The sequence below is a fragment of the Siminovitchia acidinfaciens genome (assembly GCF_003605385.1).
Taxonomy (GTDB): Bacteria; Bacillota; Bacilli; order Bacillales; family Bacillaceae_C; genus Siminovitchia; species Siminovitchia acidinfaciens.
Genome location: NZ_QYTV02000003.1, coordinates 115,966 through 140,778 on the forward strand (window position 1 = coordinate 115,966; position 24,813 = coordinate 140,778).

Annotated in this window: 21 protein-coding genes; 15 read left to right on the forward strand and 6 right to left on the reverse strand. The window is 43.7% G+C overall.

Annotated features, from left to right (window positions below; all coding sequences use genetic code 11):
* Positions 1–16 precede the first annotated feature (16 nt).
* Entirely contained in the window at positions 17–2,263 is a 2,247-nt protein-coding gene (locus D4T97_RS07930; RefSeq protein WP_126049429.1) for a YhgE/Pip domain-containing protein, read from the forward strand.
* 51 nt (positions 2,264–2,314) lie between these two features.
* Here D4T97_RS07930 and D4T97_RS07935 read toward each other — a convergent pair whose 3' ends face one another.
* Positions 2,315–2,878, reverse strand: a complete 564-nt coding sequence (locus D4T97_RS07935; protein ID WP_235872188.1) for an SCO family protein — start codon at positions 2,876–2,878, stop codon at positions 2,315–2,317.
* A 227-nt stretch (positions 2,879–3,105) separates the two neighbouring features.
* Here D4T97_RS07935 and D4T97_RS07940 point away from each other — a divergent pair, with 227 nt between their 5' ends.
* Complete coding sequence (locus D4T97_RS07940) at positions 3,106–4,188, forward strand: quinone-dependent dihydroorotate dehydrogenase (RefSeq protein ID WP_126049434.1); 1,083 nt, start codon at positions 3,106–3,108, stop codon at positions 4,186–4,188.
* Positions 4,189–4,391: 203 nt separating this feature from the next.
* Here D4T97_RS07940 and yhfH read toward each other — a convergent pair whose 3' ends face one another.
* Entirely contained in the window at positions 4,392–4,520 is a 129-nt protein-coding gene (gene yhfH, locus D4T97_RS07945; RefSeq protein WP_126050224.1) for a protein YhfH, read from the reverse strand.
* A gap of 395 nt (positions 4,521–4,915) precedes the next feature.
* On the opposite strand from yhfH, the gene D4T97_RS07950 reads away from it, so the two are divergent.
* The 9 genes from D4T97_RS07950 (at position 4,916) to D4T97_RS07990 (ending at position 13,723) form a co-directional block, all read left to right on the forward strand.
* Complete coding sequence (locus D4T97_RS07950; RefSeq protein ID WP_126049436.1) at positions 4,916–5,650, forward strand: MBL fold metallo-hydrolase; 735 nt, start codon at positions 4,916–4,918, stop codon at positions 5,648–5,650.
* A gap of 178 nt (positions 5,651–5,828) precedes the next feature.
* Positions 5,829–6,821, forward strand: coding sequence for a lipoate--protein ligase (locus D4T97_RS07955; RefSeq protein ID WP_126049438.1), 993 nt, complete (start codon positions 5,829–5,831; stop codon positions 6,819–6,821).
* A 133-nt stretch (positions 6,822–6,954) separates the two neighbouring features.
* Positions 6,955–8,472, forward strand: coding sequence for a fatty acid--CoA ligase family protein (locus D4T97_RS07960; RefSeq protein ID WP_126049440.1), 1,518 nt, complete (start codon positions 6,955–6,957; stop codon positions 8,470–8,472).
* Positions 8,473–8,575: 103 nt separating this feature from the next.
* The gene (locus D4T97_RS07965; protein WP_126049442.1) at positions 8,576–9,352 is read left to right on the forward strand and encodes an enoyl-CoA hydratase-related protein; all 777 of its coding nucleotides are present in this window, start codon (positions 8,576–8,578) and stop codon (positions 9,350–9,352) included.
* Positions 9,353–9,793: 441 nt separating this feature from the next.
* Positions 9,794–9,976, forward strand: coding sequence for a hypothetical protein (locus D4T97_RS07970; protein WP_126049444.1), 183 nt, complete (start codon positions 9,794–9,796; stop codon positions 9,974–9,976).
* On the forward strand, positions 9,969–11,036 hold the full coding sequence (locus D4T97_RS07975; protein ID WP_126049446.1) for an NAD(P)H-dependent flavin oxidoreductase: 1,068 nt from the start codon (positions 9,969–9,971) through the stop codon (positions 11,034–11,036). The genes D4T97_RS07970 and D4T97_RS07975 overlap by 8 nt, the downstream gene beginning before the upstream one ends.
* 90 nt (positions 11,037–11,126) lie before the next feature.
* Positions 11,127–11,852 (forward strand): AzlC family ABC transporter permease, encoded by a 726-nt coding sequence (locus D4T97_RS07980; protein ID WP_126049448.1) that lies wholly within the window; start codon positions 11,127–11,129, stop codon positions 11,850–11,852.
* Positions 11,845–12,156, forward strand: a complete 312-nt coding sequence (locus D4T97_RS07985; protein WP_126049450.1) for an AzlD domain-containing protein — start codon at positions 11,845–11,847, stop codon at positions 12,154–12,156. The genes D4T97_RS07980 and D4T97_RS07985 overlap by 8 nt, the downstream gene beginning before the upstream one ends.
* Positions 12,157–12,451: 295 nt before the next feature.
* A complete protein-coding gene (locus D4T97_RS07990) occupies positions 12,452–13,723 on the forward strand; it encodes a M48 family metallopeptidase (RefSeq protein WP_206435545.1) in 1,272 nt (423 codons plus the stop codon).
* Positions 13,724–13,795: 72 nt separating this feature from the next.
* Here D4T97_RS07990 and D4T97_RS07995 read toward each other — a convergent pair whose 3' ends face one another.
* Positions 13,796–14,020: an IDEAL domain-containing protein gene (locus D4T97_RS07995; RefSeq protein ID WP_126049454.1), complete on the reverse strand. Its 225-nt coding sequence runs from the start codon at positions 14,018–14,020 to the stop codon at positions 13,796–13,798.
* 216 nt (positions 14,021–14,236) lie between these two features.
* Between D4T97_RS07995 and D4T97_RS08000 the strand changes: the two genes are divergently transcribed.
* Positions 14,237–14,785 (forward strand): competence protein ComK, encoded by a 549-nt coding sequence (locus tag D4T97_RS08000; RefSeq protein WP_126049456.1) that lies wholly within the window; start codon positions 14,237–14,239, stop codon positions 14,783–14,785.
* A 383-nt stretch (positions 14,786–15,168) separates the two neighbouring features.
* Here the strand turns inward: D4T97_RS08000 and D4T97_RS08005 are convergent, their stop codons facing one another.
* Positions 15,169–15,630, reverse strand: a complete 462-nt coding sequence (locus tag D4T97_RS08005; RefSeq protein WP_235872189.1) for a hypothetical protein — start codon at positions 15,628–15,630, stop codon at positions 15,169–15,171.
* Positions 15,631–15,824: 194 nt separating this feature from the next.
* On the opposite strand from D4T97_RS08005, the gene D4T97_RS08010 reads away from it, so the two are divergent.
* The 3 genes from D4T97_RS08010 (at position 15,825) to addA (ending at position 23,851) form a co-directional block, all read left to right on the forward strand.
* Complete coding sequence (locus D4T97_RS08010) at positions 15,825–16,433, forward strand: TVP38/TMEM64 family protein (protein ID WP_126049458.1); 609 nt, start codon at positions 15,825–15,827, stop codon at positions 16,431–16,433.
* 184 nt (positions 16,434–16,617) lie between these two features.
* Positions 16,618–20,112: a helicase-exonuclease AddAB subunit AddB gene (gene addB / locus D4T97_RS08015; RefSeq protein ID WP_126049460.1), complete on the forward strand. Its 3,495-nt coding sequence runs from the start codon at positions 16,618–16,620 to the stop codon at positions 20,110–20,112.
* Positions 20,102–23,851, forward strand: coding sequence for a helicase-exonuclease AddAB subunit AddA (gene addA / locus D4T97_RS08020; RefSeq protein WP_126049461.1), 3,750 nt, complete (start codon positions 20,102–20,104; stop codon positions 23,849–23,851). Before addB ends, addA begins: the two co-directional genes overlap by 11 nt.
* Positions 23,852–23,974: 123 nt before the next feature.
* On the opposite strand, the gene D4T97_RS08025 is transcribed toward addA, so the two are convergent.
* Entirely contained in the window at positions 23,975–24,193 is a 219-nt protein-coding gene (locus tag D4T97_RS08025) for a spore germination protein (protein ID WP_126049463.1), read from the reverse strand.
* Positions 24,194–24,353: 160 nt separating this feature from the next.
* Complete coding sequence (locus D4T97_RS08030) at positions 24,354–24,794, reverse strand: spore germination protein GerPE (protein WP_126049465.1); 441 nt, start codon at positions 24,792–24,794, stop codon at positions 24,354–24,356.
* Between the last annotated feature and the right edge of the window lie 19 nt (positions 24,795–24,813).

Below are 24,813 nucleotides of genomic sequence, written 5' to 3' on the forward strand. Positions count from 1 at the left end.
TAAGGGGAGAAATGAAGTGAAACAAACACTATTTACTGCAGAGTGGAAAGAGATTTTCCGGAATAAAAAATTGTTAATACCTATTATCGCTGTGATGATGATCCCGATTTTATACAGCGGCATGTTTTTATGGGCATTTTGGGATCCGTACGACAAATTGGAAGACCTCCCGGTCGCCGTTGTCAATAATGACAAAGGATCCGACTTTGAAGGGGAAGAATTGCGCTTGGGATATGAGCTTGTAAATAAATTAAAGGACAATGATCAGTTCTCTTTCCAGGTTGTCACAAAGAAGGAAGGATATCAGGGGCTGGAAGCGCAGAAGTATTACATGCTGATTGAAATTCCTGAAAACTTTTCGGAAAATGCAACAACCTTGATGGATGAAAACCCGAAGAAGCTTGAGTTGAATTATGTACCTAATGAAGGATATAACTTCTTGTCCGCACAAATAGGAGAAACTGCAGCCAAGGAAATCAGAGCGGCAGTCTCCAAGGAAGTGACTGCCACGTATGCGGAGACAATGTTTGATAAAGTGAAAGAGATGGCGGATGGATTTGAGCAAGCCAGTGAAGGGGCGAGTGAGCTTCACGAAGGTACAGTAAAGATCAATGAAGGATCGCATCGGCTAAAGGAGAGCTTAGGTCTGCTCGCATCAAAATCCATTGAGTTCCAAGATGGTGTGTCCCAAATCCAATCTGGTACAGGGGAGCTGGCATCAGGAACTGAAAAATTGGCAAATGGACTTGATCAACTGGCTGAAGGGCACAAGCAACTTGTGAATGGCGCAAAAGCGGCAACCCATGGATCCGAAAAATTGGCAGCCGGTTCCAAAAATATGAAAGAAGGGCTACAACAGGCGGAAAGCTCCATGGACACCATCATTTCGGGTACAGACCAAATCCATGACGGAACAGGGCAATTGGCTGAAAAACTGAAACAATTCCAAGCTGGTACAGATTCTGTATCACAAGGAGCCAATCAATTGAATGCAGGCATTGTCCAGATGAAGGAACAACTAAATGGAATAGATGCCAAACTTGCAGCTCTTCCAATTCCCGATGAATTGAAAGCTCAGTTGGGCAAGGAAATAAAAGGTCAACTGCAGGAAGGGATTTCACAACTGGAAAGCGGCAGTGCTGAATTAGCGGCTGGAACGGATCAATTAAAAACTTCCGCCGGTGAATTACAAAAAGGCGCGGCCATCATAAGCGATAAGGTCGGTCAATTGAATGATGGACAGAAGCAATTGAAATCAGGATTGGGGGAACTTGCCAGCGGGTCAGATGATCTTTTAAAAGGGGCAAATGAGCTAGCTGGCGGACAAGGCGAGCTGTTGAAAGGCATGTCCACTTTTGATGAAAAGCTGAATGAAGCCAAGTCCGGTGCTGCAGAACTGAACAGCGGAGCGAAGCAGGTGTACGGTGGCATGAACAGCTTATCAGCAGGATCAAGTCAGCTTGGTGAAGGAAGCAGACAGCTGGCTGAAGGCTCCAACGAATTGGCGAATGGCACACAGAAACTGGATGACGGGGCCGCTGATATGAAAGAAAAACTTGGTGATGCGGCCAAGCAGGCGGGATCTGTCCATGCCGATGACCGGACATACGACATGATGGGCGAGCCGGTGGAAGTGGAAAACCACCCCATGAATAAAGTTCCGAATTATGGAACCGGATTTGCGCCCTACTTCTTGTCACTTGGTTTATTTGTAGGCGCCTTGCTTTTATCAATAGTTTTTCCGTTGAGAGAACCTGCGGGAAGGCCGAAAAACGGAGTATCCTGGTTTATGGGGAAATTCGGGGTTATTGCGATTGTGGGTGTTCTGCAATCGTTGTTGGCGGTCGTTGTCATGCTCTTCGGACTCGGAATTGAAGTAAAAAGTGTCCTTCTTTTTATATTGACAACCATCATTACAAGCTTGGCATTTGTAGCATTAATCCAATTTCTTGTCACGCTGCTTGGCGATCCGGGAAGATTTATAGCCATTGTCATATTGATTTTGCAATTGACAACGAGCGCAGGTACATTCCCACTTGAATTGATTCCACATGAGCTGCAATGGTTCAATGCATTTTTGCCAATGACTTATTCCGTTCAAGCATATAAAGCGGTCATATCAAGCGGTGATTTCAGTTTCATGTGGCATAACTTAGGCATTCTGTTCGGCTTCCTGGTCAGTTTTATGGCCTTAACGCTTGGGTTTTTCATTTACAAGCATAAGAGACAGTATGCAGTTGGACACACAGCTGAAGAGGCATAAAAAATACGGAAGAAAAAGTCAAAGCAGGACTTTTTCTTCCGTTATTTTTAATTAAAGTGCTGCCTTTATATCCTTAATGATCTGCTTAAATGGAACTTCTTTATCTCCGGGATAATCACCGATGATTTCACCATCTTTATTAAACAGGTAAAAGGTGATTCCGTGGATGACTTGGTCGTCATCCCGCGGTTTTTTTACAATGGTTTTGAAATTTTTTGGTACATAATCCTCGATTTCTTCCTGTGAATATCCTGTGAGAAAGTGCCATGTGGAGAAGTCGGCGCCAAAGGATTGGCCATATTGCTTTAAAACCTCAGGTGTATCAATTTCTGGGTCAACAGTGAACGAAACAAAATGGACATCTTCGAGGCCCATTTCCTTCACTTTTTCTTGTAGCTCGGCCATATTCATCGTCATCGGTGGGCATACCGTTGTACAGTTCGTAAAGACAAAATCGGAGACCCAGACCTTACCTTTTAAATCTTCAAGCCCAAAAGGCTTCCCGTCCTGATCTGTAAAGTTAAAATCTTCAATGGGCGTGCCGCTTTTTTGCGACGAACAAGCGCTTAATATGAGTATAAAAGATATGAAAATAACGGAAAAAATTTTTTTCAAATAAAACCCTCCAAAAAATCGCGCATTTGCCTCTATTATACCAATATATGCATTGCATTGGCAGTAAACGGCCATTGTTCAGAAATAATTCATTTTAAATAAAACCTTGTGAAATTTTGCCAGTCAGACAAAAATGAAAGCACCACCTTATTGAGAGTAGCGGTCGATAGTGGTAATATCAATCGAGAAAGAAATCTATATGGAATGATAGAAAGGCGTGAGGAGTCATATACCCTCTTATAAAGAAATTTTTATTTAAGTTGGACCCTGAGGAGGCGCATCATCGTACGGTGTCTGCGTTGAAGCTTGCCGAAAAATCAGGAGGAAATGGCTTGCTGCGTTCTATGTATCAGGTCAATGATGAAAGCTTGGCCACAGAGGTCTGCGGCATACGGTTTCCAAATACAGTCGGGCTGGCTGCAGGCTTCGATAAAAATGCTGAAGTTTATCATGGCTTGTCAGCCATGGGATTCGGATTTGTTGAAGTCGGTACAATCACACCGCTTGCGCAGTCCGGAAATGAAAAGCCTCGACTGTTTCGCCTCGTTGATGACAGTGCTGTGATTAATCGCATGGGCTTCAATAATGAAGGGGCAGAGGCTGTAAAAAAGAATTTACATAACTATGAAGCAGCAGGAGTACCGATCGGCGTCAACATCGGAAAAAATAAAGTCACTCCAAATGAAGAAGCGGCAAGTGATTATGAAAAGTGTTTGGATGCACTTTATCCGTACGGACATTATTTTGTCATCAATGTGAGTTCACCCAATACGCCTAATTTGCGTGACTTACAGGAGATAGAAAGCCTGAAACAATTAATTTCTTCCATTCAGAAGAAAAAGGTTGAATTGGAGGCAAAAGGTGCCGCGAACAAGCCGATCTTCTTAAAGGTGGCGCCCGATATGACAGATGAACATATGCATGATGTTGTGCGTGCTGCTTTGGATGAAGGGCTATCCGGAATCATCGCTACAAATACGACTTTATCCAGGGAAGGGCTGGCATCCAAGTCTCATGTCGAGGAAGCCGGGGGTCTCAGCGGCCTTCCGCTAAAAGACAGATCAACAGTCTGGATTAAAGAAATATATGAAGAAGTCGGTAATCAATTACCTATCATAGGGGTTGGCGGAATATTTACTGGCGACGATGCCTATGAAAAAATTCTTTCAGGCGCCAGTCTGATCCAGGTATATACTGGCATGATCTATGAAGGGCCAGGGATTGTAAAATCAATTAATACAAGACTGGTTGAATTGCTGAAAAGAGATGGTTTTTCAAATATTGGCGAGGCTGTCGGGGCTGGGCGTTAATTCAATAGGAGAGGAGCTGGCGTCAATTATGACAGCTCCTCTTTGTTGTATTATGTATTGTAAGACCATATTAAAGCAACGCCCAGCTATGGCGCCTGTTCATCGATTAATGCATCGGCGGACAGGCGCTCCCGGTTTTGATTTTGTATTATAACAGATGAGATAAAAAAATAACCCCCGACGGCGGGGGAGGATATATCAACTTATTTGAAATCTAAACACTTATCACATTTCGTACCATAGCACTCGTGTTGTTCTGATACGGTTTCTCCGCATTCTGTACATTTCTTTGGAGGTAAATTTTTAAAGAATTCTACTACGTTTTCAATCATTTTCTTTTCCACTCCCTTAATTTTGTTATACAACGGTGCTTCGTTGTTTATATTGTATTATAACAGTTGATTTTGTGTCAATAGAAAATTTTATAAGTTTTAAAGAAACTATAAAATTAGACAGGAATTTCTATTTGAACGACGATTCGTTATGTCTAGCTCCGACGGACAGGAGGACCTAGTGCCCACCGACGCACAGGAAGTGCTAGTGCAAGCGAAGCGCAGGACAAGGAAAGCTTCGACAGCGTTACATCGCACGAAGAAAAAGCGTCAGCTTTTTCGAGGATGTGGCGTCCTGAGGTGGCCAGGCGCCTTCCGCATTTCTTTATATAAGCCAAAAAAAATAAATTTTAGTATAGTTATAGTTAAAGGTGAGATGAAAGGGAGTGAACAAGGTGGAATTGACAATCATTGGCTGCTGGGGGGGATTTCCCAAAGCTGGAGAAGCAAGCTCCGGATATTTGTTGACCCATGATGATTTCCATTTGCTAATAGATTGTGGAAGTGCTGTTTTATCGAAGCTTCAAACCATCATTGATCCTGAAAAGCTGGACGGAATCATCCTTTCACATTATCATGCGGACCATACGGCTGATATCGGAGTAGTCCAGCATGCGCTCTATGTTGGAAAGTTCACCAATCAATATGACAGGACCCTGCCCATCTATGGGCATGGGCTGGATAAACAAGGGTTCAATCAGCTCACTTATAAAGATGTAACCTCAGGGATAACCTATAAGCCTGAAGAAATATTACATATTGGCCCATTCCAGATTTCTTTTGTACAAACGCATCATTCAGTCCCCTGTTTTGCCATGAGAATTGAAGCAGATGGAAAGTCGCTCGTGTATACAGGAGATACTTCATATTTTAAAGAACTGGAAAGCTTTGCAAAACAAGCTGACGTACTGCTTTGTGAATCGAACTTTTATAAAGGGATGGACGGCAGGGCTGCCGGACATATGACGAGTGAGGAGGCAGGAAATACTGCACGCCGGGCAGGTGTGGACAAGCTTATCCTGACGCATCTTCCTCATTTCGGGAAACTCTCCCAGCTTAAAGATGAAGCTGAAGAGCAATTCACAGGCGAGGTTATGATTGCTTCTGAAGGAATGCGTATAAAAATTTAAGAGAATGTTCAAAAGTCGCCAAATGATAAGCGGCGAAACTACTCGAAAGTATAACTTGTTATGGGCAATCGTTAGAAGCTTTTCTTTGTCCAGTTTCGATGGGCAGGACGTGACGCCTGTAGTCGACCTTCTGATTCGATAACTTTTTGACCACGCATTATAAAGGAGAGGAAAAATCATGCTTTTTATTGATAATCAGGGAATTAAGGATCCTAGGATCAATCTGGCTATCGAAGAGTTTGCTCTAAAAAACCTCGATATTAACGATGACGGGTACTTGCTGTTTTATATTAATGAGCCGTCGATCATCATTGGAAAGAACCAAAACACAATAGAAGAAATTAATACGGACTATGTCGAAAGCAACGGTATTCATGTGGTAAGGAGGCTGTCAGGGGGAGGAGCCGTCTATCATGATTTAGGGAACCTGAACTACAGTTTTATTACTAAGGATGAAGGCGAAAGTTTTATGAACTTCAGGAAATTTACGATGCCGGTAATTGAAGCATTGGAGAAGCTCGGAGTGAAGGCAGAACTGCAAGGAAGAAATGACATTCTTGTAGAAGGCAGAAAAATTTCCGGCAATGCCCAGTTTGCAACTAGAGGACGGATGTTCACTCATGGGACATTACTGTTCGATTCCGAAATTGAAAACGTAGTATCAGCTTTAAAGGTGCGTAAAGATAAAATTGAGTCTAAAGGAATCAAGTCGATAAGAAGCCGTGTAGCAAACATTTCAGAGTTTTTGGATGAACAAATGACTACCGAACAGTTTAGGGATATGCTGCTGCGATATATTTTTGACTGGCAGGATCCAATTCCGGAATACAAATTGACGGAAGCCGATTGGGAAAAGATCCATGAAATTTCTGAACAAAGATATCGGAACTGGGACTGGAATTATGGAAGATCACCGAAATTCAATATACAGCACTCCCATCGTTTTCCTGTAGGGCAGATCGAGTTCCGTCTGGATGTGAATAAAGGCCAGATCACCGATTGTAAAATTTTCGGTGACTTTTTTGGAATTGGGGATGTAAGCGAGATTGAAGATCGCCTTGCAGGAGTAAAATACGAAAGGGCGGAAATAGCAAAGGCGCTCGAAAATGTAGATATCCCGCATTACTTCGGAAACGTCACGAAGGATGAAATCGTAGAACTGATATATTAAAAGAAGGGTCACAGCCCCTAAAAAATAAGGGTTGTGACTTTTTTGAACTTTAATTATAATTAAAATTAGTAACGCATCATGAAATTTTTAACGCCAAAAAATGAATGATCATTCATTCAATAGGAGGACCGTTATGAATTTAGTTGATAGTTTACAAGAGGCAGCAATTAAACACCGTGAAAAGGTTGCTTATTATTTCATGGATGAGGCGACGACATTTGAAGCGCTGAATGTGTCCGTCAACAAGTTTGCAAGTGGGCTGGCTGATACAGGAATAAGAAAAGGAGATCATGTTGCCCTTTTGCTTGGAAATTCTCCTCATTTCATTATTAGCCTATATGGAATTATGCGCATCGGAGCGATAGCAGTCCCCATTAATCCGACTTATACCCCGTCTGAGATTGCCTACATATTAAAAGACGGAGATGTCAAAGCGGTTATTGCATTGGACCAGATGGTTCCTTATATAGATAAATTGAGGGAGGCAGTTCCCAAAATCGAACACTATATAATTTGTGAAACCGGCGCTCAATTAAACATAGAACTGGAAGCGTTTTCGGAAATTCTACATTCCGGAGATATTGATTTTAGGCCTGTACCTGTCAGCAGGGAGGATACAGCTGTCGTATTGTACACATCCGGAACGACCGGAAAGCCAAAGGGTGCAATGCTGACACATGAAAATTTATATTCGAACGCGCGTGATATCCGCGACTATTTAAAAATGGACAATGAAGATACGGTTATCACAACGTTGCCCATGTTTCACGTATTCAGCCTGACCGTCGCTTTGAATGCCCCGCTAATAAGCGGCTCTACCATGATTATCGTTCCGAAGTTTAGTCCGAAGGAAATCTTCCGCGTGGCCAAAAAATATAAAGCGACCATTTTTGCAGGTGTACCGACAATGTATAATTTCCTGTATCAATATCCGGACAGCAATCCTGATGATTTTTCCTCCATGCGGCTTTGCATTTCAGGGGGAGCTTCCATGCCGGTTGCTTTGCTGAAAAACTTTGAAGAAAAATTCAATGTTGTCATATCCGAAGGGTACGGGTTGTCGGAAGCATCCCCTGTCACATGTTTCAACCCGCTCGACAGACCGCGAAAGCCCGGATCAATCGGCACTTCCATTATCAACGTGGAAAATAAGGTAGTGGATGAATTTGGCAATGAACTTCCAGCCGGAGAGGTGGGGGAACTTGCGGTCCGGGGACCTAATGTGATGAAAGGGTACTATAACCTGCCCGATGAAACTGCCGCGGCTATCCGTAATGGTTGGCTGTATACGGGAGATTTGGCGAAAATGGATGAAGATGGATATTTTTATATCGTCGACCGCAAGAAAGACCTAATCATTGTCGGCGGCTATAATGTATATCCGAGAGAGGTGGAAGAGATTCTGTACGAACATCCCGATGTTCTGGAGGCGGCAGTGATCGGGGTGCCCGACACGGAACAGGGGGAAGCGGTGAAGGCTTTTATTGTACCCAGGGATGAAAAGGCAGCTAAGCTGGAACCGCATCAATATCTTGCTGAAAGGCTGGCTCCTTATAAACTGCCTAAATCAATTGAAATCCTTGAAGAGCTACCGAAAAATTCAACCGGAAAAATTATGAAAAGAGAGTTGAAAAAACGGGTTCTTCAATGATCACGGATGACTTATTCCGTGATTTTACCTTTAAGTAGAGAGGTTTTTTAAAAGATATAAAGAAATATATTAAGGTGAGTAAAAACAAGGAAGGGGATCAACTATGAAAAATATTCGGTTGGATGTACAGGATTTTATTGCGACTGTTACAATTAATCGTCCCGATTCTTTAAATGCCTTTAATTATGAAACGTTGTGTGAATTAGGTGAAACAGCTGAACTGTTAAAAACGGATAGAAATGTTCGACTGGTGATTTTTAAAGGTGCCGGAAAAAAAGCGTTCAGTGTCGGCGCGGATTTAAAAGAAAGGAAGACGTTATCTGAGCAGGAGGTTCGCCGCAATGTCCATAAGATCGGAGATGTATTTCATGCAATTGAAAAGCTCCCGCAGCCGACTGTTGCTGCGATGAATGGTCACGCTTTTGGCGGAGGCATGGAGCTTGCCTTAGCATGCGATTTCAGGATTGCGGTGAAAGAAGCGATGATGGGGTTGACGGAAACAAGTCTGGCGATTATCCCGGGGGCAGGAGGAACGCAAAGACTGCCGCGCCTGATCGGGAAAGCAAAAGCAATGGAGCTGATCTTGACTGCCAAGAGAATGACGGCTGAAGAGGCACATACATATGGAGTTATTACTAATATCGCGGAGCAGGAAGAATTGATGGCAAAAGTGATGGAACTTGCAGCTTCCATACTTGCCAACGGTCCGATTGCCGTCCAGCAGGCAAAGTATGCTATCAAAACCGGAATGAACGCAGACCTGCAAACGGGGCTTGAGATTGAAAGAAAAGCCTACGAGCTTACAATCCCCACCGAGGACCGGCTCGAGGCACTCCAGGCATTCAGCGAAAAGAGGAAGCCTGTTTATCAGGGGAAATAATATAGAAAAGCGAAGGGCGACGATTAGCGACGTACAGACTGAGCCGAAATGCGGAAACGCCTTGCTCAGCCCCAACAAGCATAAGACGAGCGCTGAAGAAGGCGTCCTTTGTCTTCAGCAGCGATTGGCTTATGACCTTGAGGGGCTAGGCGTTGTAGCCAGACAGAGTGGCTTCGACGAAATAAAGGAAACACGCGGAACGCAGTGGAGCGATGTTGACTTATCGTAGGAAAGCAGCTAACTTCAATAACATCATGTGAATCCTTCGCGAGTAAGCTTCATGCAGCTTTGCGACAAGGTAACATAGCTTCCTGAATAAACTATGCCTTGGAGCATATTAGTCCGCGAAGTCTGCTAGTCGCTGAGCCCGCAGCTGGACAATAAAAGAAACGTAAAGCCACCAGAGTTGCCATTTTAATCAAGTCCTACAAGGAGCGGGCTATGAGCAGATATCACTGTTGTGCAACATGCATCTATTTTGTTGCTGAAAGAAAAAATGGAAAAATGAACTATTATTGTAAAAGACTTGGGTATGAAACAAAGACTCATTATCAATTCAATTGCTGGACTCCGAAGGAAAATGTCCGCAAGCTGATGGAAAAAGATGGAGGAAAAAATGACTAAATTAAAAACTTCCATTTGTGATTTTTTAAACATAGAGTATCCGATAGTGCAGGCAGGGATGGCCGGCGCTGCCACGGCTGAACTTGCAGCCGCTGTTTCTATGGCAGGGGCTCTCGGAACTCTTGGTGCGGCCTATATGACACCTGATGAAATCAGAAAAAACATTAGCGACATTAAAGCCCAGACAGATAAGCCTTTTGCGGCTAATTTATTTTGTGTCGATATGGAAGATAATTGGGAGGGCATCGAGCAAGCTCGGCTTGTGTTAAACCGCTTTAGAGCAGAACTTGGAATTCAAGAGAAGACTAACTATTCATCTCCCAATATGTTTGAAGACCAGTTCCAGGTTTTACTGGATGAAAATGTCCCTGTCATCAGCACCGCCTTCGGCGTTTTACCAAAGGATAAAATGTCTTTGGCGAAGGAAAAAGGTATAAAAGTGATTGCGATGGTAACGGCGGTCAAAGAAGCTATCGAGTCCGAGAATGCAGGTGCGGACCTGATCGTGGCCCAAGGAAGTGATGCAGGGGGACACAGGGGTACATTCAATGTAAGTGAGCATCCTTACGGTGCAAATATAGGAACCTTTTCACTCGTCCCTCAAGTCGCTGATAATGTTGGAATCCCTGTTGTTGCAGCCGGCGGCATCATGGATGGAAGGGGTCTTGTGGCCGCACTTACGCTAGGCGCTGCCGGAGTTCAGCTTGGAACTGCTTTTCTGCCTGCCGAAGAATCGGTTGCCCATCCTGCATATAAGAAACAACTGCTGGAAAGCACGGAAGAAAGCACAGTGATCACAAAAAGCTTTTCGGGCAGGCCGGCAAGAGGCATCAAAAATAAATTCATCAGTGAGTTTGAATCATCGGCAAAGCCGGTGGCTTTCCCATCTCAAAATTCCCTCACGTCAGATATTAGAAAAGCTGCAGCCAAACTGAATAATCCGGATTATATGTCTCTATGGGCAGGACAGGGCACGAGGCTGTTCGAAGCGCGGGTGGAAAAACGAGCGTCGGATATCGTCACGGCTATTGTAAAAGAAGCTTCAGAACTATTGAGATAACCCTGTTTTCACAATCTTCCTCCTCTTGATGAAAAAAAATTTCCTGTCTATAATTATTAGATTAGTTGATTGATTTAGGGGGAAGGAGAATTGGAAGCTTCAGTACAGAAAATAAAGACCTCACAATTCCGCCTTGGTCTCCAGGACGGTGTGAGCATTGCCATTGGATATGCACCGGTCGCCCTTACCTATGGACTTTTGGCAAAAACAGCGGGTCTTTCGCTATTTGAAACCGTTTTGATGAGCCTCATCGTGTTTGCGGGGGCTTCACAGTATATGGCACTCACCATGTTTGCACTGGGAACGGGAGCGATGGAAGTCATTATGACGACTTTCATTGTAAACATCCGGCATTTTCTCATGTCCGCTTCCTTGAACGAAAAAGTGGAAAAGGAAGTTCCATGGAAAAAAGCCATCTATGCTTTCGGAATAACAGATGAGACTTTTTCCGTTGCTGCAACGAAAGCGGGGACTGTTTCAACAGGATATTTATTTGGGATCATTTCTTTGGCATATGGCAGCTGGGTTGTTTTCTCCGGCATCGGGTACGGTATCGGGGCCAGCCTGCCGCAGGTGCTTCAGGAAAGTATGGCCATTGCGCTTTACGCCATGTTTATCGGTCTGCTTGTTCCATCCATGAAAAAAAGTACAAAAGTTATTTATCTTGCTCTTCTTGCCGCAGTCTTTAACAGTGTCTTCGTATTTGGGAATGTGATGGGAAAAGGCTGGGCCATTGTTGCTGCTACACTCTTGTCCTCAATTTTGATTGAAACGGTTGAAACCGTTAAAAAGAGGGGGGAGACAGACAATGAATAGCTCATTGATCATTTTGACGATTATCGGCATGGCTGCTGTTACATACATTCCAAGAATGCTGCCGTTTGTCATGTTTAAAGGAAAGGAATTGCCGCCCTTTATCCAGGGTGTATTGCAAAATGTCCCTTTTGCCACGCTCGGTGCATTGATTTTTCCTGCAGCGTTACTAATTAATGAAGGTAATCTAATTTATGGGATTGTAGGGGCTGCGGCAGCTTTTATCATTGCGTTTCTCGGTGCAAATGTCATCATCGTGGTCATTGGATCAATTGTGGCTTTAAGCATGTATTCAATGTTTATTTAACTTTGAAAGTTTCGCTAAAGGAGTACTGTAAAAATTGGAGAGTAAATGCGAAAATCGAAGAGTAAATGCAAAAAAGAAAGAGTTTTTTTACAAGGTGGCAGGCAGACGTGGAAGATGAAGGATATTCCATCGTGTAAGGCCGAATTAATTTACCAGCGTAAAAGGGTCCACGCACTTAGGTGTGAATCTTTTTACGCTTATTTTTTTCTTTTGGGGAGACAATATGACGTATTGGTTCTGTTCTGCCGGGTGTCTTTTCTACATATAATAATGAATGGACAAGGAGGGGAGAGCATTGGTTAGAAAATGGGCATTGCGGGCGGTGATCGCTTATCTTTTGTTTGGTGCAGTCATGTATGTGTATCTATTTTTCCTGGCGGACACTGCCATTCCGCATATGTATAAAGGGACGAGTATAGATCCTGCGACTTTTTTAAACAGCAGGGAACTGATGCTTAGTGAGGAATATTCAAAAATCCGGAACCTGATGTTTTTTCTGTCCAAACCATATCAATGGCTGTTTTATTACTTGATTCTCCTGTTTGGGATTTCGGCAATGTTTGAACGGTGGGCCGGAAATACGGCGAAATGGTTTCCGCTTCAAACAATCATTTATTTGTTTTGGCTTTCACTTGCCACATTCATTGTCACCTTTCCATTTGCCTACACATCTTATCTGTTTTCTAGGACATACAATATATCCACGCAGCTTTTCTCTTCCTGGATGAAGGATCAGTTCCTGGATTTCTGGGTGAATTACGCCACGATGTGTATTGTAGTTCTTGTCATTTACCTGATGATGAGAAAGTTTAAAAAGAGATGGTGGCTGGGCGTCTGGGTATTATCCATACCTTTTTCGGTTTTCATGATGTTCATCCAACCGGTTATCATTGACCCGCTTTACAATGATTTTTACCCTTTGAAAGATAAGCAACTGGAAACGAAGATTCTTACGCTGGCACATGAAGCGGAAATTCCGTCTGAGCACGTATATGAAGTGGATATGTCCAAAAAGACCAACGCATTGAATGCCTATGTGACAGGGGTCGGCTCCAATTCAAGGATTGTCCTCTGGGATACAACTTTGGAGAGGCTGGATGACGAAGAAGTCCTGTTCATCATGGCGCATGAAATGGGCCATTATGTGGAGAAGCATATTTATAAAGGCATTGCGGGATACGTGTTGCTTTCTTTTGTGGGTCTGTGGCTGACAGCAAAGTTGATGGAGCTATGGATTAGGAAGAGGGGAGAAACATGGAAAGTGAAGGGGATGACAAATATCAGTTCACTCCCGGCTTTCCTGTTAATAACATCGTTTTTATTATTCGCTGCAAGTCCTCTGACAAACTGGGTATCTCGTTACCAGGAAATGCGCGCAGACCGATATGCATTGGAAATGACTGAAGATACGGATGCGGCAGTCCGGACTTTTCAGGATTTGACGAGAGCAGGGCTGAGCCAGGTTAATCCGCCGTATCTGGTAAAAATATTCCGTTACGGCCATCCGACGATGCTTGAACGGATTAGGATGGCGGATGAATTTGAAAAACAGGCAAAAGATGATTAGAATTTAACAAAATTGGCGATGTACGCAAAAAAATCCCCCTTCATCAAGGGGGATTTAATATGTGGCTTTTAATTATCCTATGTGACTTATGAGCTCTTTTGAAAGCTTCATGAAAGCTTTCTCGTCTCTTTGATCCAGCGCAAGATCAATTTCCGCACGCAGCTGTTTTTCCCTTCTTTTTTGCAAAAGATCATTTAAGAAAAGTTCTGTGTACCATTCCAACGCTTTAGCTTGTTTTTGATTCTGTGTCATCGTGTACTCTTTCAACAGTTCCTGATAAGATTTCTTCCTCTCCATCGATGATCACCTCGGAACCTTTTTTTAATTATACACAGATTTGGGCAAAAACACAAGAGAGGAATTTAAATTTTCTGACGTCTTTTATTGTGGAAATAGGCATAATTCTTTAGTCCTGGTTATTGTTTTGATTTTTTAGAATTTTGATGACAATTATGGAAATCTATGTTATTATTATAGGCATATTGGATGAAAACTGTAGAAAGGGGCAGAAAAATGGCGGAAAAGGATATGTTGTTATCGAATTACGAAATTAATCCTTATACGATGATGATTCGACCGACGGGTGTTCACTCCGAAGTGATTGAAGCAGGTGCCCGTTATTTAACCTCTTGCAGACCGTTTGATATTGTGAAAAGAAGCTGTGAATATTTTGGAAGTTCATACAGCGGAAGGAGGGAGGGGACGAAACAGCTGATCGGCATTACTCACAAGGCTCCCATCATGGTTGACCCCTACACTTCCATCTATCTATTTCCAACTGCATCACCGGCAAGTCCTCAATGTGCATGGATTTCCCATGACTTTATTGCTTCGTATGAAAAAAATGGCCCATACTCAACAATCGTCACGTTTCAAAACAATGAAAGGTTTGAGCTCCCGGTTTCTTTCTACTCCTTGGAAAACCAAGTCTCACGTACAGCCATGCTCAGGATCAAATTTACACAAAACATGAAAAGGATGGAAAATTTCAACAAGCATCCTGTTCACTTATCAAAAAGTCGAGCATCCGAACCTAATGGAGCCTATTGGATATCCGAGTAGAAGAAGGATCATGCCTTCTTCTTTTTTATGGGAGGAAGGCATATTTCGAATAATATGAGCTTTTTCTAGCTCCGACGCACAGGAAGTGCTAGAGCAAGCGAAGCGACAGGACAAGGAAAGCTTCGGCAGCGTTACATCGCACGAAGGAAAAGCATCAGCTTTTTCGAGGATGTGGCGGTCTGAGGCGGCGACGCGCAGGACGCGCTAGTGCCACCGAAGCGATAGGATTTCGCGGTCTAAGGCGGCCCAGGCGCCATCGGCTCGAGGTCACAAGTCTGCAAGGGAGCCGATTCAAGAAGATTGTGCTCCTGCCCCATAGCAAATTCGAGGAAGCCTTGTTCAGCTCGTCGCAAAGTTGCATGAAGCATGTTCAGAGGTGTTTCTCACAATGTATTGAAGTTAGTAGCTTTGCTGTGGTTGCTGGGGACTGCCTCATCAAAATTCGCCTTGTGCTTGTCGCCTAAGGCTGCGCGCCTTGCGCCTTCCTTTAAAGGAGCGGCACCTAAATAAAAGTTCAATAATTCCTCGACTTTGTTTCGGAGACGTGGATTGAAATAATTATGGTGTTCCTCGTATCCCTTATACAAAAACAAGTACATCGTAAAAATTTCATCCGACTTCATCCGTTCCACCCGGATGTTATTTTTGTGCAAATACCTTTTTACCTCCGCCAGTTCCTTCTGCACCTCCCGCATCGTATGTTCAATCAAGTGTCGATAAGGTTTTTTTAATTTGAACGGGCTTTGTTCCACAACGGATAGGTCACGTTGTAATACTGTCAGCAGCATGGGCAAATAGATCGCTTGTTCAATGATATCCCGCTCATTCCCAGGAATCCTTGTCATTGAGCAGCCTCCTTAAATGGGAACATTTGTTCCTTTTTTATTTTACTAAGCGCGGCTAGAAATTTCAAGCTGAAAATATTTCCTCCTAGCGCTGCGAATGCGGCTTGTAGAATAGAACAGGCTGGCTCGGCTATGCTATAATTTAAAGAAAATAGGGCGCGGGACCATTTACTCATCGGAATAGAGGTATGTTCATGGATTTGTTTTCATTCAAAGACTGGCTGACGATAGAAAATATAATCGAAATGATTGAAAAGTACCGCTCATTCGGTCCGCTACCGGGGCTATTACTGCCTTTTTTGGAGGCCTTTCTCCCCTTTTTGCCGCTGTTTTTGTTTGTCATGGCTAATGCCAATGCTTTTGGACTGGGCTGGGGATTTCTATTTTCTTGGGCCGGAGCTTCCGGAGGAGCATATGTTGTCTTCCTTCTCATCCGAAGATTTGGAGAAGTGAGGATATTAGGCCCGCTCCGGCGGAGCAGCAAGGTGAAAAGTTTGACAGCCTGGGTTGAAAGGCGGGGATTCGGACCCCTGTTTCTTTTACTCTGTTTTCCTTTTACGCCTTCGGCAGTCGTCAATATAGTCGCGGGACTTTCAAAGATTGGCATTTATCAATATATGCTTGCTGTGTTGACCGGAAAAGCAGTGATGATATTCATTATGAGCTTTATCGGCTATGATCTCATATCATTGATCAGACAACCGATTAGGACCGCCATTGCTCTGGGAGTCATCGCAATTTTATGGGCCATCGGAAAACGGATTGAAGTGAAATTGAAGGAAAAGCAATACAGACGAGGATAAGTATACATATATATTTAGAAAAGCTGCTGGAAGTCGAAGCGGCTTTTTTTTCGTTATACTCCACAAAATATGCTGTCTGGGTAGGGAATATACGTTCTATTTATTGGTTATATGATATAATAAGGCTATCCATTTTGAAGAGAAATTTTAATTGAAGTAGACAAAATTACGAGGGGTTGAAAGCATGTCACTACGCTTTGTCATTGGCCGTACGGGAACGGGAAAAACAGCTCTTTTTTATGAAGAGATTAGAAAAAAGCTGACCGAGCGGCCGGATGGGCCGCCAATCCTATATATCGTTCCGGATCAAATGACTTTTTTATCCGAGTATGAATTGATTCAATCAAATGAACTTACCGGAATGATCCGTGCTCAAGTATTCAGCTTTACCCGGCTTGCGTGGCGCATTTTTCAGGAGACGGGCGGAGCAAGCCGTAACCATGTGACGAGCACCGGTCTGAATATGCTTATAAAAAAAATAATTGAAGAACATAAAAAGGACTTGAAGCTATTTAGGCAGGCATCAGATAAAACAGGATTCATCCAGCAGGTGGAGCAGATCTTCACGGAGTTCAAACATTACTGTGTCCAGCCTGAAGATCTCGCACAAAAAAGAGAAGAAGTGGGGTTTTTCCAATCCCAAAAAGCCCTTTCGGACAAGATGCACGACCTCGAATTGATTTACAGACATTTTGAGGAGGCATTATCGGGAAAATATTTGGATTCCAACGATTATTTGAGCCTGCTGGCGGAGTCGATTGACAAGTCCGGATATTTGCAAGATGCGGAAGTGTATATAGATGGATTCCACAGCTTTACACCACAGGAATATTTGGTAATCGACCGTCTCATGAAAACAAGCAGAAGGGTATCTGTTTCCCTTATGCTGGATCGTCCATTCAGAAATGAAACGCCGGATGAGCTAAATCTATTCAGAATGACGGGAGAAACATATGAAAATTTATATGAGTTGGCGTCCCAAGGAGAAATAACGGTCGAAGAGGATGTCATTCTCAGAGAAGCTTTTAAATTCCAGAATGATAGCTTGAAATTCTTGGAGTCCCAGTTTCAAAGCAGGCCGGTAAAATCACATGCAGACAGGCCTGAGATAAACCTGATGCAAGCTGTCAACAGACGCGCGGAAATCGAAGGCATAGCGAGGGAGATCCGGCGTCTCGTGATGGAAGAAGGATACAGGTACAAGGATATTGCAGTCCTGGTGCGGAATGCGAACCAATATCAGGGTGAGATGGAGACGATCTTTTATGATTACGAAATTCCCTACTTCATCGATCAAAAGCGCTCCATGCTCAATCACCCGCTAGTTGAACTGGTTCGATCTGTACTGGAAGTGATCAACAGCAATTGGAGATATGAACATGTTTTTCGCGTCGTAAAAACTGATTTGCTCTTTCCTCCGGAAGGTAATCTGAATAGTCTCAGGGAGCAGATGGACAGGCTGGAAAACTATGTATTGGCGTATGGAATCAAAGGCGGGGACTGGACGAAAAAAGGACATTGGACATACCGCCGGTTCCGCGGCCTTGAACTGGCAGGTATGGTGCAGACGGACGAAGAGAAAGAAATTGAAAAGGAGCTGGCGGTATCGAGGGATATCGTCACTCTCCCGATATTAAGGCTTTCAAGGCGATTGAAAAAAGCGGGGACTGGACGGGAGCTTTGCGAAGCTGTTTATCTCTTTTTAGAAGAGCTTGAAATTCCACGCAAGCTGGAAATGCTCAGTGAAACTGCAGAAGAAAAAGGGGAGCTTGTTACATCGAGGGAACATGATCAGGCCTGGAATGATGTCATGGAGCTTCTGGATCAGTTCGTGGAAATACTCGGGGATACAAAGTTGACGCTGGAGGAGTTTATCCCAATCATCAATGCTGGTTTGGAGGAGATGAGGTTTTCTTTGATCCCGCCTGCCATTGACCAAGTGTTTGTGGCTAACTTTGAGCAGTCACGCCTTTCTAACATTAAAGTTTCATTCGTTGCTGGATTAAATGATGGCATCCTTCCGGCAAAGTTCAGCGAAGGGGGAGTCCTCTCAGATGAAGACCGGACATCGTTAATGGACGCAGGCATGAATATCGCGCCAGACAGCCGAAGAAAGCTTCTAAATGAAGAGTTCGTCGCCTACAGGGCGTTTACATCGGCTGAGGAGCGCCTGCTGCTATCTTATCCTTTGGCAGATGATGAGGGAAAAGCTCTTCAACCATCTCCATATATAGATAGAATAAGAGCGATGTTTCCAGAAATCGTTGAAACAGCTGCGGTAAATGATCCGGCGGAAGTGGGCAACGAAGATCAGTTCGAATATGTGTCCCATCCTGATTCAGCGGCTGCATATTTGACAGGGCAGCTGAACTTGAAGATAAGGAACTATCCTATCGCTGATTTTTGGTGGGATGTCTATAATTTCTATATGTCCGATCCACATTGGAAAAAAAAGGCTGAACGGATTCTGTCAAGTCTGTTCTTTAGAAACGAGACGAAGCAACTTTCCGAAGATACGAGTAAACAACTATACGGCGAAAATATTACTGCTAGTGTATCGAGAATGGAGCTTTTTCACAGCTGTCCTTTCTCTCATTTTGCGTTACACGGTTTAAAGCTTCGTGAGCGTGAAATCTACAAGCTTGAGGCGCCGCATATCGGAGATTTGTTCCATGCCGCCTTAAAGTGGATTGCGGATCAGGTGAACAATAATAATTTGAAGTGGGCAGATCTGACTAAGGAGCAGTGTGAACAGCTGGCCAGGGAAGCCGTTGCCCATCTGGCCCCGAAACTGCAAAATCAAATCCTGTTAAGCTCCAATCGCTTTTACTATATTAAAAGGAAGCTTGAACAGGTGATAGGAAGAGCGTCATATACAATGAGCGGTCATGCGAAGGAAAGCGGGTTTTCCCCGGTCGGGATCGAGCTGGCTTTTGGTCCGAGACAACAGCTGCCACCATTGTCATTTGCGCTGAAAAATGGTATGAAAATGGAACTGCAGGGCCGGATTGACAGGGTGGACAAAGCGGAAAATGACAACGGGGTTTATTTGCGGGTCATTGATTACAAGTCAAGCTCAAGAGAGCTGGATCTAAGTGAGATCTATTATGGGCTTTCATTGCAGATGCTGACTTATTTGGACATCATCATTACTTATTCAAAGCAATTGATTGGCAAGGAGGCCTTTCCGGCAGGCGTATTTTATTTCCATCTCCATAATCCGATGATTCAAAGCGATAAAATTATGACTCTATCAGAAATTGAGGAAGAGATATTCAAGAGATTTAAAATGAAGGGGCTTGTTCTTGAAGATCCGGACCTTGTCCGTTTGATGGATTTCTCCCTTGAATCGGGTGATTCAAACATTATTTCCGCCGGCTTAAAAAAAGACGGAACACTTAATGCCAGATCAAAATCAGCAACCAAAGAAGAGCTGGGACTTTTGAGAAGGCATGTAAGATCCCTTTACCAAGAGTCAGGAAATGCAATTATATCAGGAGAAGTGGGCATTGACCCTTATCGGATGAAAGATAAAACTCCGTGCAAGTTTTGTTTGTACAAACCGGTTTGCCAGTTTGACCCGGCTTTGCCGGCAAATGAATTCCGCTTGATCCACCAGGAGAAGCGAGAAGATGTCATCGCACGTATACGGGAAGAAGGTGAAGAATTTGAAAACTGATATTCCAGTAAAACCTGAAAATGCGCAATGGACTGATGACCAATGGAAGGCTATTTTTGCAAAAGACCAGGATGTATTGGTGGCAGCGGCTGCAGGTTCCGGGAAAACCGCGGTCCTTGTAGAGCGGATTATCCAAAAAGTGATAGCGGAAACGGATCCCCTGGATGTTGATCAGTTGCTGGTCGTCACTTTTACCAATGCCGCAGCTGCAGAGATGAGAGCTAGAATCGGGGCAGCATTGACTCAGGCAATTAACGAACGGCCCGAATCCAACCACTTAAGGAAGCAGCTTGGACTGTTGAACAGGGCGTCCATTTCAACACTTCACTCTTTTTGCCTTGAAGCAGTGAGAAAACATTATTATATGGTTGATATTGATCCTAACTTCAGAGTAGCTGATGATAACGAAATGGCTCTTTTGCGTGATGAAGTACTGGATGATTTATTCGAAGAGGAGTACGGAAAGGAAAATAATGAGCCATTTTTCAAGCTGGTGGATACTTTTACCGGCGACCGAAGCGATGGCGAGCTTCAGGAGCTTGTTCTTAAATTATATGATTTTTCCCGCTCGCACCCATATCCGGACCTTTGGCTTGACGCTCTTGTCGATATGTACAACATTCCGCAAAGGGCCCGCATCGAAGAACTTCCGTTTGCGCAGATGCTGATTGCGGATATTGAGCTGCAACTTACCGGAGCGAGGCAAATGCTGGAACAGGCTTATGAAATGACGAAAATTCCTGGCGGTCCTGCTCCGAGGGCGGTCAATTATTTAGATGACCTGGAAATAGTGGCCAGAATGCAGAAAGCAGCTCAAGTAAGCTGGGCTAGCCTTCATGAAGCGATGAACAGCTGGAAGTTTACCCGTGCAAAAAGCTGCCGTGGCGATGAGTATGATGAGGGTCTTGTTAAAGATGCCGATGCGTTGAGGAAGAAAGCGAAGGGAATATTGGAAAAATTGGCTGATGATATATTTTCCAGGGAGGCGGAAGGATTTTTACGGGACATGCGTGAAATGCATCCGATTTACCAGGCTCTAGTCAGTCTTGTGAAGGCCTTTGCCATACAATTTGCCATGGAGAAAAAAGAGAGAGGCATTGTTGACTTTGCCGATCTTGAACATCTTGCCCTTCATATTTTGGTGGACCATGAGAATCAGAAGAGCGATATTCGCCCTTCAGATATCGCTGTCGGATACCGGAATCAGTTCAAAGAGGTGTTGGTGGATGAATACCAGGATGTAAATATGGTTCAGGAAACGATTCTCCAACTGATTTCCGCTGATGGTGAATATGACGGAAACTTATTTATGGTGGGAGATGTAAAACAGTCAATATACCGGTTCCGGCTGGCAGAGCCGAACCTGTTTCTGGCTAAGTACAAAAGGTTTTCTCCAGACGGATTAAATAACGGTCTTCGCATTGATTTATCCCGAAATTTCCGTAGCCGGTCTGAAGTCCTTGATGGTACAAACTTTCTTTTTAAACAGATCATGGGGGTAAGTGTTGGAGAAATTGATTACAACAGAGATGCTGAGCTCGTTCTTGGCGCAAGTTATCCTTCTGATGAAACATATCCGATAGAAGTGGCGCTCATCGATCAGTTGGAAGAAAAATCAGACTCTGGCAATAAACCGGAGGATGGCGGTTTTGACGAAGAGGAAATTGAGCAATCCCGCTTGGAAGCAAGATATTTGGCGAAGAAAATCAGGGAGATCATTGATAGTGAAAGACCTATCTATGATTCCAAAGCAGGCAGGCACCGTCCGGCACAATATAAAGATATTGTCATCCTACTAAGGTCATTAACTTGGGCACAAGATATCATGGATGAATTCAAACATGAAGGAATTCCTGTTTATGCAAATCTCACTTCTGGATATTTCGAAGCCACAGAGGTTGCGGTGATGATGTCTCTACTAAAGGTCGTGGACAATCCGGATCAGGATATCCCGATGGCGGCAGTGCTCCGCTCTCCGATCGTCGGCCTTGATGAAGAGGCATTAGCCCAAATTAGGGCGCAGTTCAGGAAAGGAAGCTTTTACAATGCAGTAAAAAGCTTCATTAAAATTTCGGGTGATTCGAGTCATGAAATGATCAGGGAAAAGCTTACTTCATTCTTTGAAAATTTGAATGGATGGAGAAGTATGGCGCGAACAGGGGCACTTTCAAGCCTGATATGGCAATTGTATCGCGATACCGGGTTTTATGAATTTGCCGGTGGCCTTCCAGGTGGCAAACAAAGGCAAGCCAACTTAAGGGCACTTTATGACAGGGCATCCCAATATGAAGAGACATCCTTCAGAGGGCTGTTCCGCTTTTTGCGATTTATTGAAAGGATGCAGGACCGAGGCAAGGATCTAGGGGCTGCCCGTGCTCTCGGAGAGCAGGAGGATGTTGTTCGACTGATGACCATTCATTCAAGCAAGGGATTGGAATTCCCGATTGTTTTTGCTTCCGGCTTAGGGCGCAAATTTAATATGCAAGATATAAACAGCGCATTTTTATTCGATAAAGATTATGGGTTTGCCAGCAAATATATTGATTCTGACAAAAGGATATCTTATCCATCATTGCCTCAACTAGCGCTAAAGAGAAAAAAACGGATGGAATTGGCAGCGGAGGAAATGAGGGTTTTATATGTAGCACTTACACGCGCAAAGGAAAAGCTTTTTCTTGTAGGGATAGTGAAAAACCTTGATAAAGAGATCAAGAAATGGGCGAAAGGGAGTATTGGCGGCAATTGGCTCCTGAAAGAATTCGATAGAGCGTCTGCTGCGACATACATGGACTGGCTCGGCCCGGCAATCATCAGACACAGGGACTGTAGTATTGATGGAATTCCTGAAAGCTCCACGGGTGAAATTAATGAACACCCTTCAAGGTGGAAAGTGGAAGTACTGTCATCATCCGACCTGAGTCTAACAGAAGAAGAATCTGAAGTAGAATCAGATGGGTGGCTTGAAATGGTGAAGGAAGGCCGTTTAAGCAGTATTCGTTCACCTATGAAGGAAAAGGTATTTTCCCGGCTAAGTTGGAGATATCCACATTTGATTGCTGCGAAGAGGATGTCCAAGCAGACAGTTTCGGAATTGAAGCGGATGGCGGAATTACAAGATGATGCAAGTGCAGCATCTATTTTGGGAGGAAGCCGTACAACTGCTCCAATCTTCAACAAACCAAAGTTTCTCCAAAAGCAATCCATATCACCAGCAGAACGAGGGACCGTCATGCATACAGTTATGCAGCATGTAACCCTTGATGAAGAGCCTTCATTGATTTCAATTGAGCGATTGCTGGATGAATTGATTCAAAAAGAGATACTTACGCTTGAACAGGCAGATGCCGTATCGGCGGAGCAAATAGTTCAATTCTTCCAAACCGATCTGGGCAAAAGGGTTTTACATTCACCAAAAACTGAACGGGAAGTACCTTTCACAATGGGAATACCGGCAGAAGAAATCTATGAGGACTGGGACGGAGAAGACGAATCTGTCATCGTCCAGGGAATCATTGATTGCATCATTGTTGAGGAGAATGGAGTCGTTTTACTAGATTATAAAACAGATGCCATCACGGGACGATTCCCTGGAGGCTTCGACCAAGCAAAAACCGTTCTTGAGAAAAGATATAAAACACAAATACATTTATATGAACAGGCCATCGAAAAGATCTGGAAGAAGCAAGTGAAAGAAAAATATTTATACTTCTTCGATGGCGGACATCTTTTGAAAATGTAAAGAAAAGCACAAGGCACGCAGCCATAGGTGACTGGACAAATCAGTCATCATATGAATTATGCTTTATTTAACTATGATAAAAGAGTGCCAAATTGGGAGATTGGTTCCAACTTGGCACTCTTTTTAATTATTCCCAACCGTTGGCTGGTCAATCAAGTTCGAATCAAGTGTGTTAGTTCCGCTGATTCCGTTATTCGTAACAACAAATCCGCCGGTACTGGAAGAGCCAGAACCTTCAAACGATTTTGTGGCGCTTTTTGGAGAAATGACTGCTGTGTCTCCAAACTGTACAACGCCTCCGCTAACATTAAAAATTTGGACGGGTCCAACAATAGCAGGCATTTGTCATCTCCCTATCTATTTATATTTGATTTGCTTGACGCCTAGCTCCTGTTCGGAAATCGTCTTATGCTTTTCGAGGAGGAGCCAGGCGTCTCCGCTTTTCTTATTATCCAGCTTCAGGCGCAGGGGGCTCGAGGTCGCTTCGATCAAATCAATGAAGTCAAAGAACGACTTCCCTGGTTTGATTTCCAGCGCTTGTTGCCCCTGATCTGCGGCCTTCCACTCTTCGGATCCCAGGTGAAATCTGACGGATATGAAGCACTCTTGCTTCTGAATTTATGTGGTTCGTAGTTCCTATTTGCATGATGGCAGACGAAGACATAGTTATGAGATGTATATTGCCGACATGGATATCCGGACACTCGTTATACTTTGTAATGGAGGGCAGCGGCACAGGAAGCGGAGGAATCGGGATGGGTATTTTGAAGGCATTGAAATTATTGTAATTACCTTCATTGACAAAAAATAGCTCTTTATTCCTTTGTACTGCCAAAGCATTTGTGTAGGCTTTCAAATGTACAGTGTCTCCCACTTCAACGACTGATCCGAATAGCATACTTTTAATATCTATCATTTTTACTACAGAACCTCTTAAAGGCATAATGGCAACTCCTTATTTT

Excerpts from the sequence above, each read along its gene's own strand:
- yhfH (WP_126050224.1), bottom strand. The coding sequence starts at position 4,520 with ATGATTGAAAACGTAGTAGAATTCTTTAAAAATTTACCTCCAAAGAAA.
- D4T97_RS07955 (WP_126049438.1), top strand. The coding sequence starts at position 5,829 with ATGCTTTTTATTGATAATCAGGGAATTAAGGATCCTAGGATCAATCTG.
- D4T97_RS07960 (WP_126049440.1), top strand. The coding sequence starts at position 6,955 with ATGAATTTAGTTGATAGTTTACAAGAGGCAGCAATTAAACACCGTGAA.
- D4T97_RS07965 (WP_126049442.1), top strand. The coding sequence starts at position 8,576 with ATGAAAAATATTCGGTTGGATGTACAGGATTTTATTGCGACTGTTACA.
- D4T97_RS07970 (WP_126049444.1), top strand. The coding sequence starts at position 9,794 with ATGAGCAGATATCACTGTTGTGCAACATGCATCTATTTTGTTGCTGAA.
- D4T97_RS07975 (WP_126049446.1), top strand. The coding sequence starts at position 9,969 with ATGACTAAATTAAAAACTTCCATTTGTGATTTTTTAAACATAGAGTAT.
- D4T97_RS07985 (WP_126049450.1), top strand. The coding sequence starts at position 11,845 with ATGAATAGCTCATTGATCATTTTGACGATTATCGGCATGGCTGCTGTT.
- D4T97_RS07995 (WP_126049454.1), bottom strand. The coding sequence starts at position 14,020 with ATGGAGAGGAAGAAATCTTATCAGGAACTGTTGAAAGAGTACACGATG.
- D4T97_RS08000 (WP_126049456.1), top strand. The coding sequence starts at position 14,237 with ATGGCGGAAAAGGATATGTTGTTATCGAATTACGAAATTAATCCTTAT.
- D4T97_RS08005 (WP_235872189.1), bottom strand. The coding sequence starts at position 15,630 with ATGACAAGGATTCCTGGGAATGAGCGGGATATCATTGAACAAGCGATC.
- D4T97_RS08010 (WP_126049458.1), top strand. The coding sequence starts at position 15,825 with ATGGATTTGTTTTCATTCAAAGACTGGCTGACGATAGAAAATATAATC.
- addB (WP_126049460.1), top strand. The coding sequence starts at position 16,618 with ATGTCACTACGCTTTGTCATTGGCCGTACGGGAACGGGAAAAACAGCT.
- D4T97_RS08025 (WP_126049463.1), bottom strand. The coding sequence starts at position 24,193 with ATGCCTGCTATTGTTGGACCCGTCCAAATTTTTAATGTTAGCGGAGGC.
- D4T97_RS08030 (WP_126049465.1), bottom strand. The coding sequence starts at position 24,794 with ATGCCTTTAAGAGGTTCTGTAGTAAAAATGATAGATATTAAAAGTATG.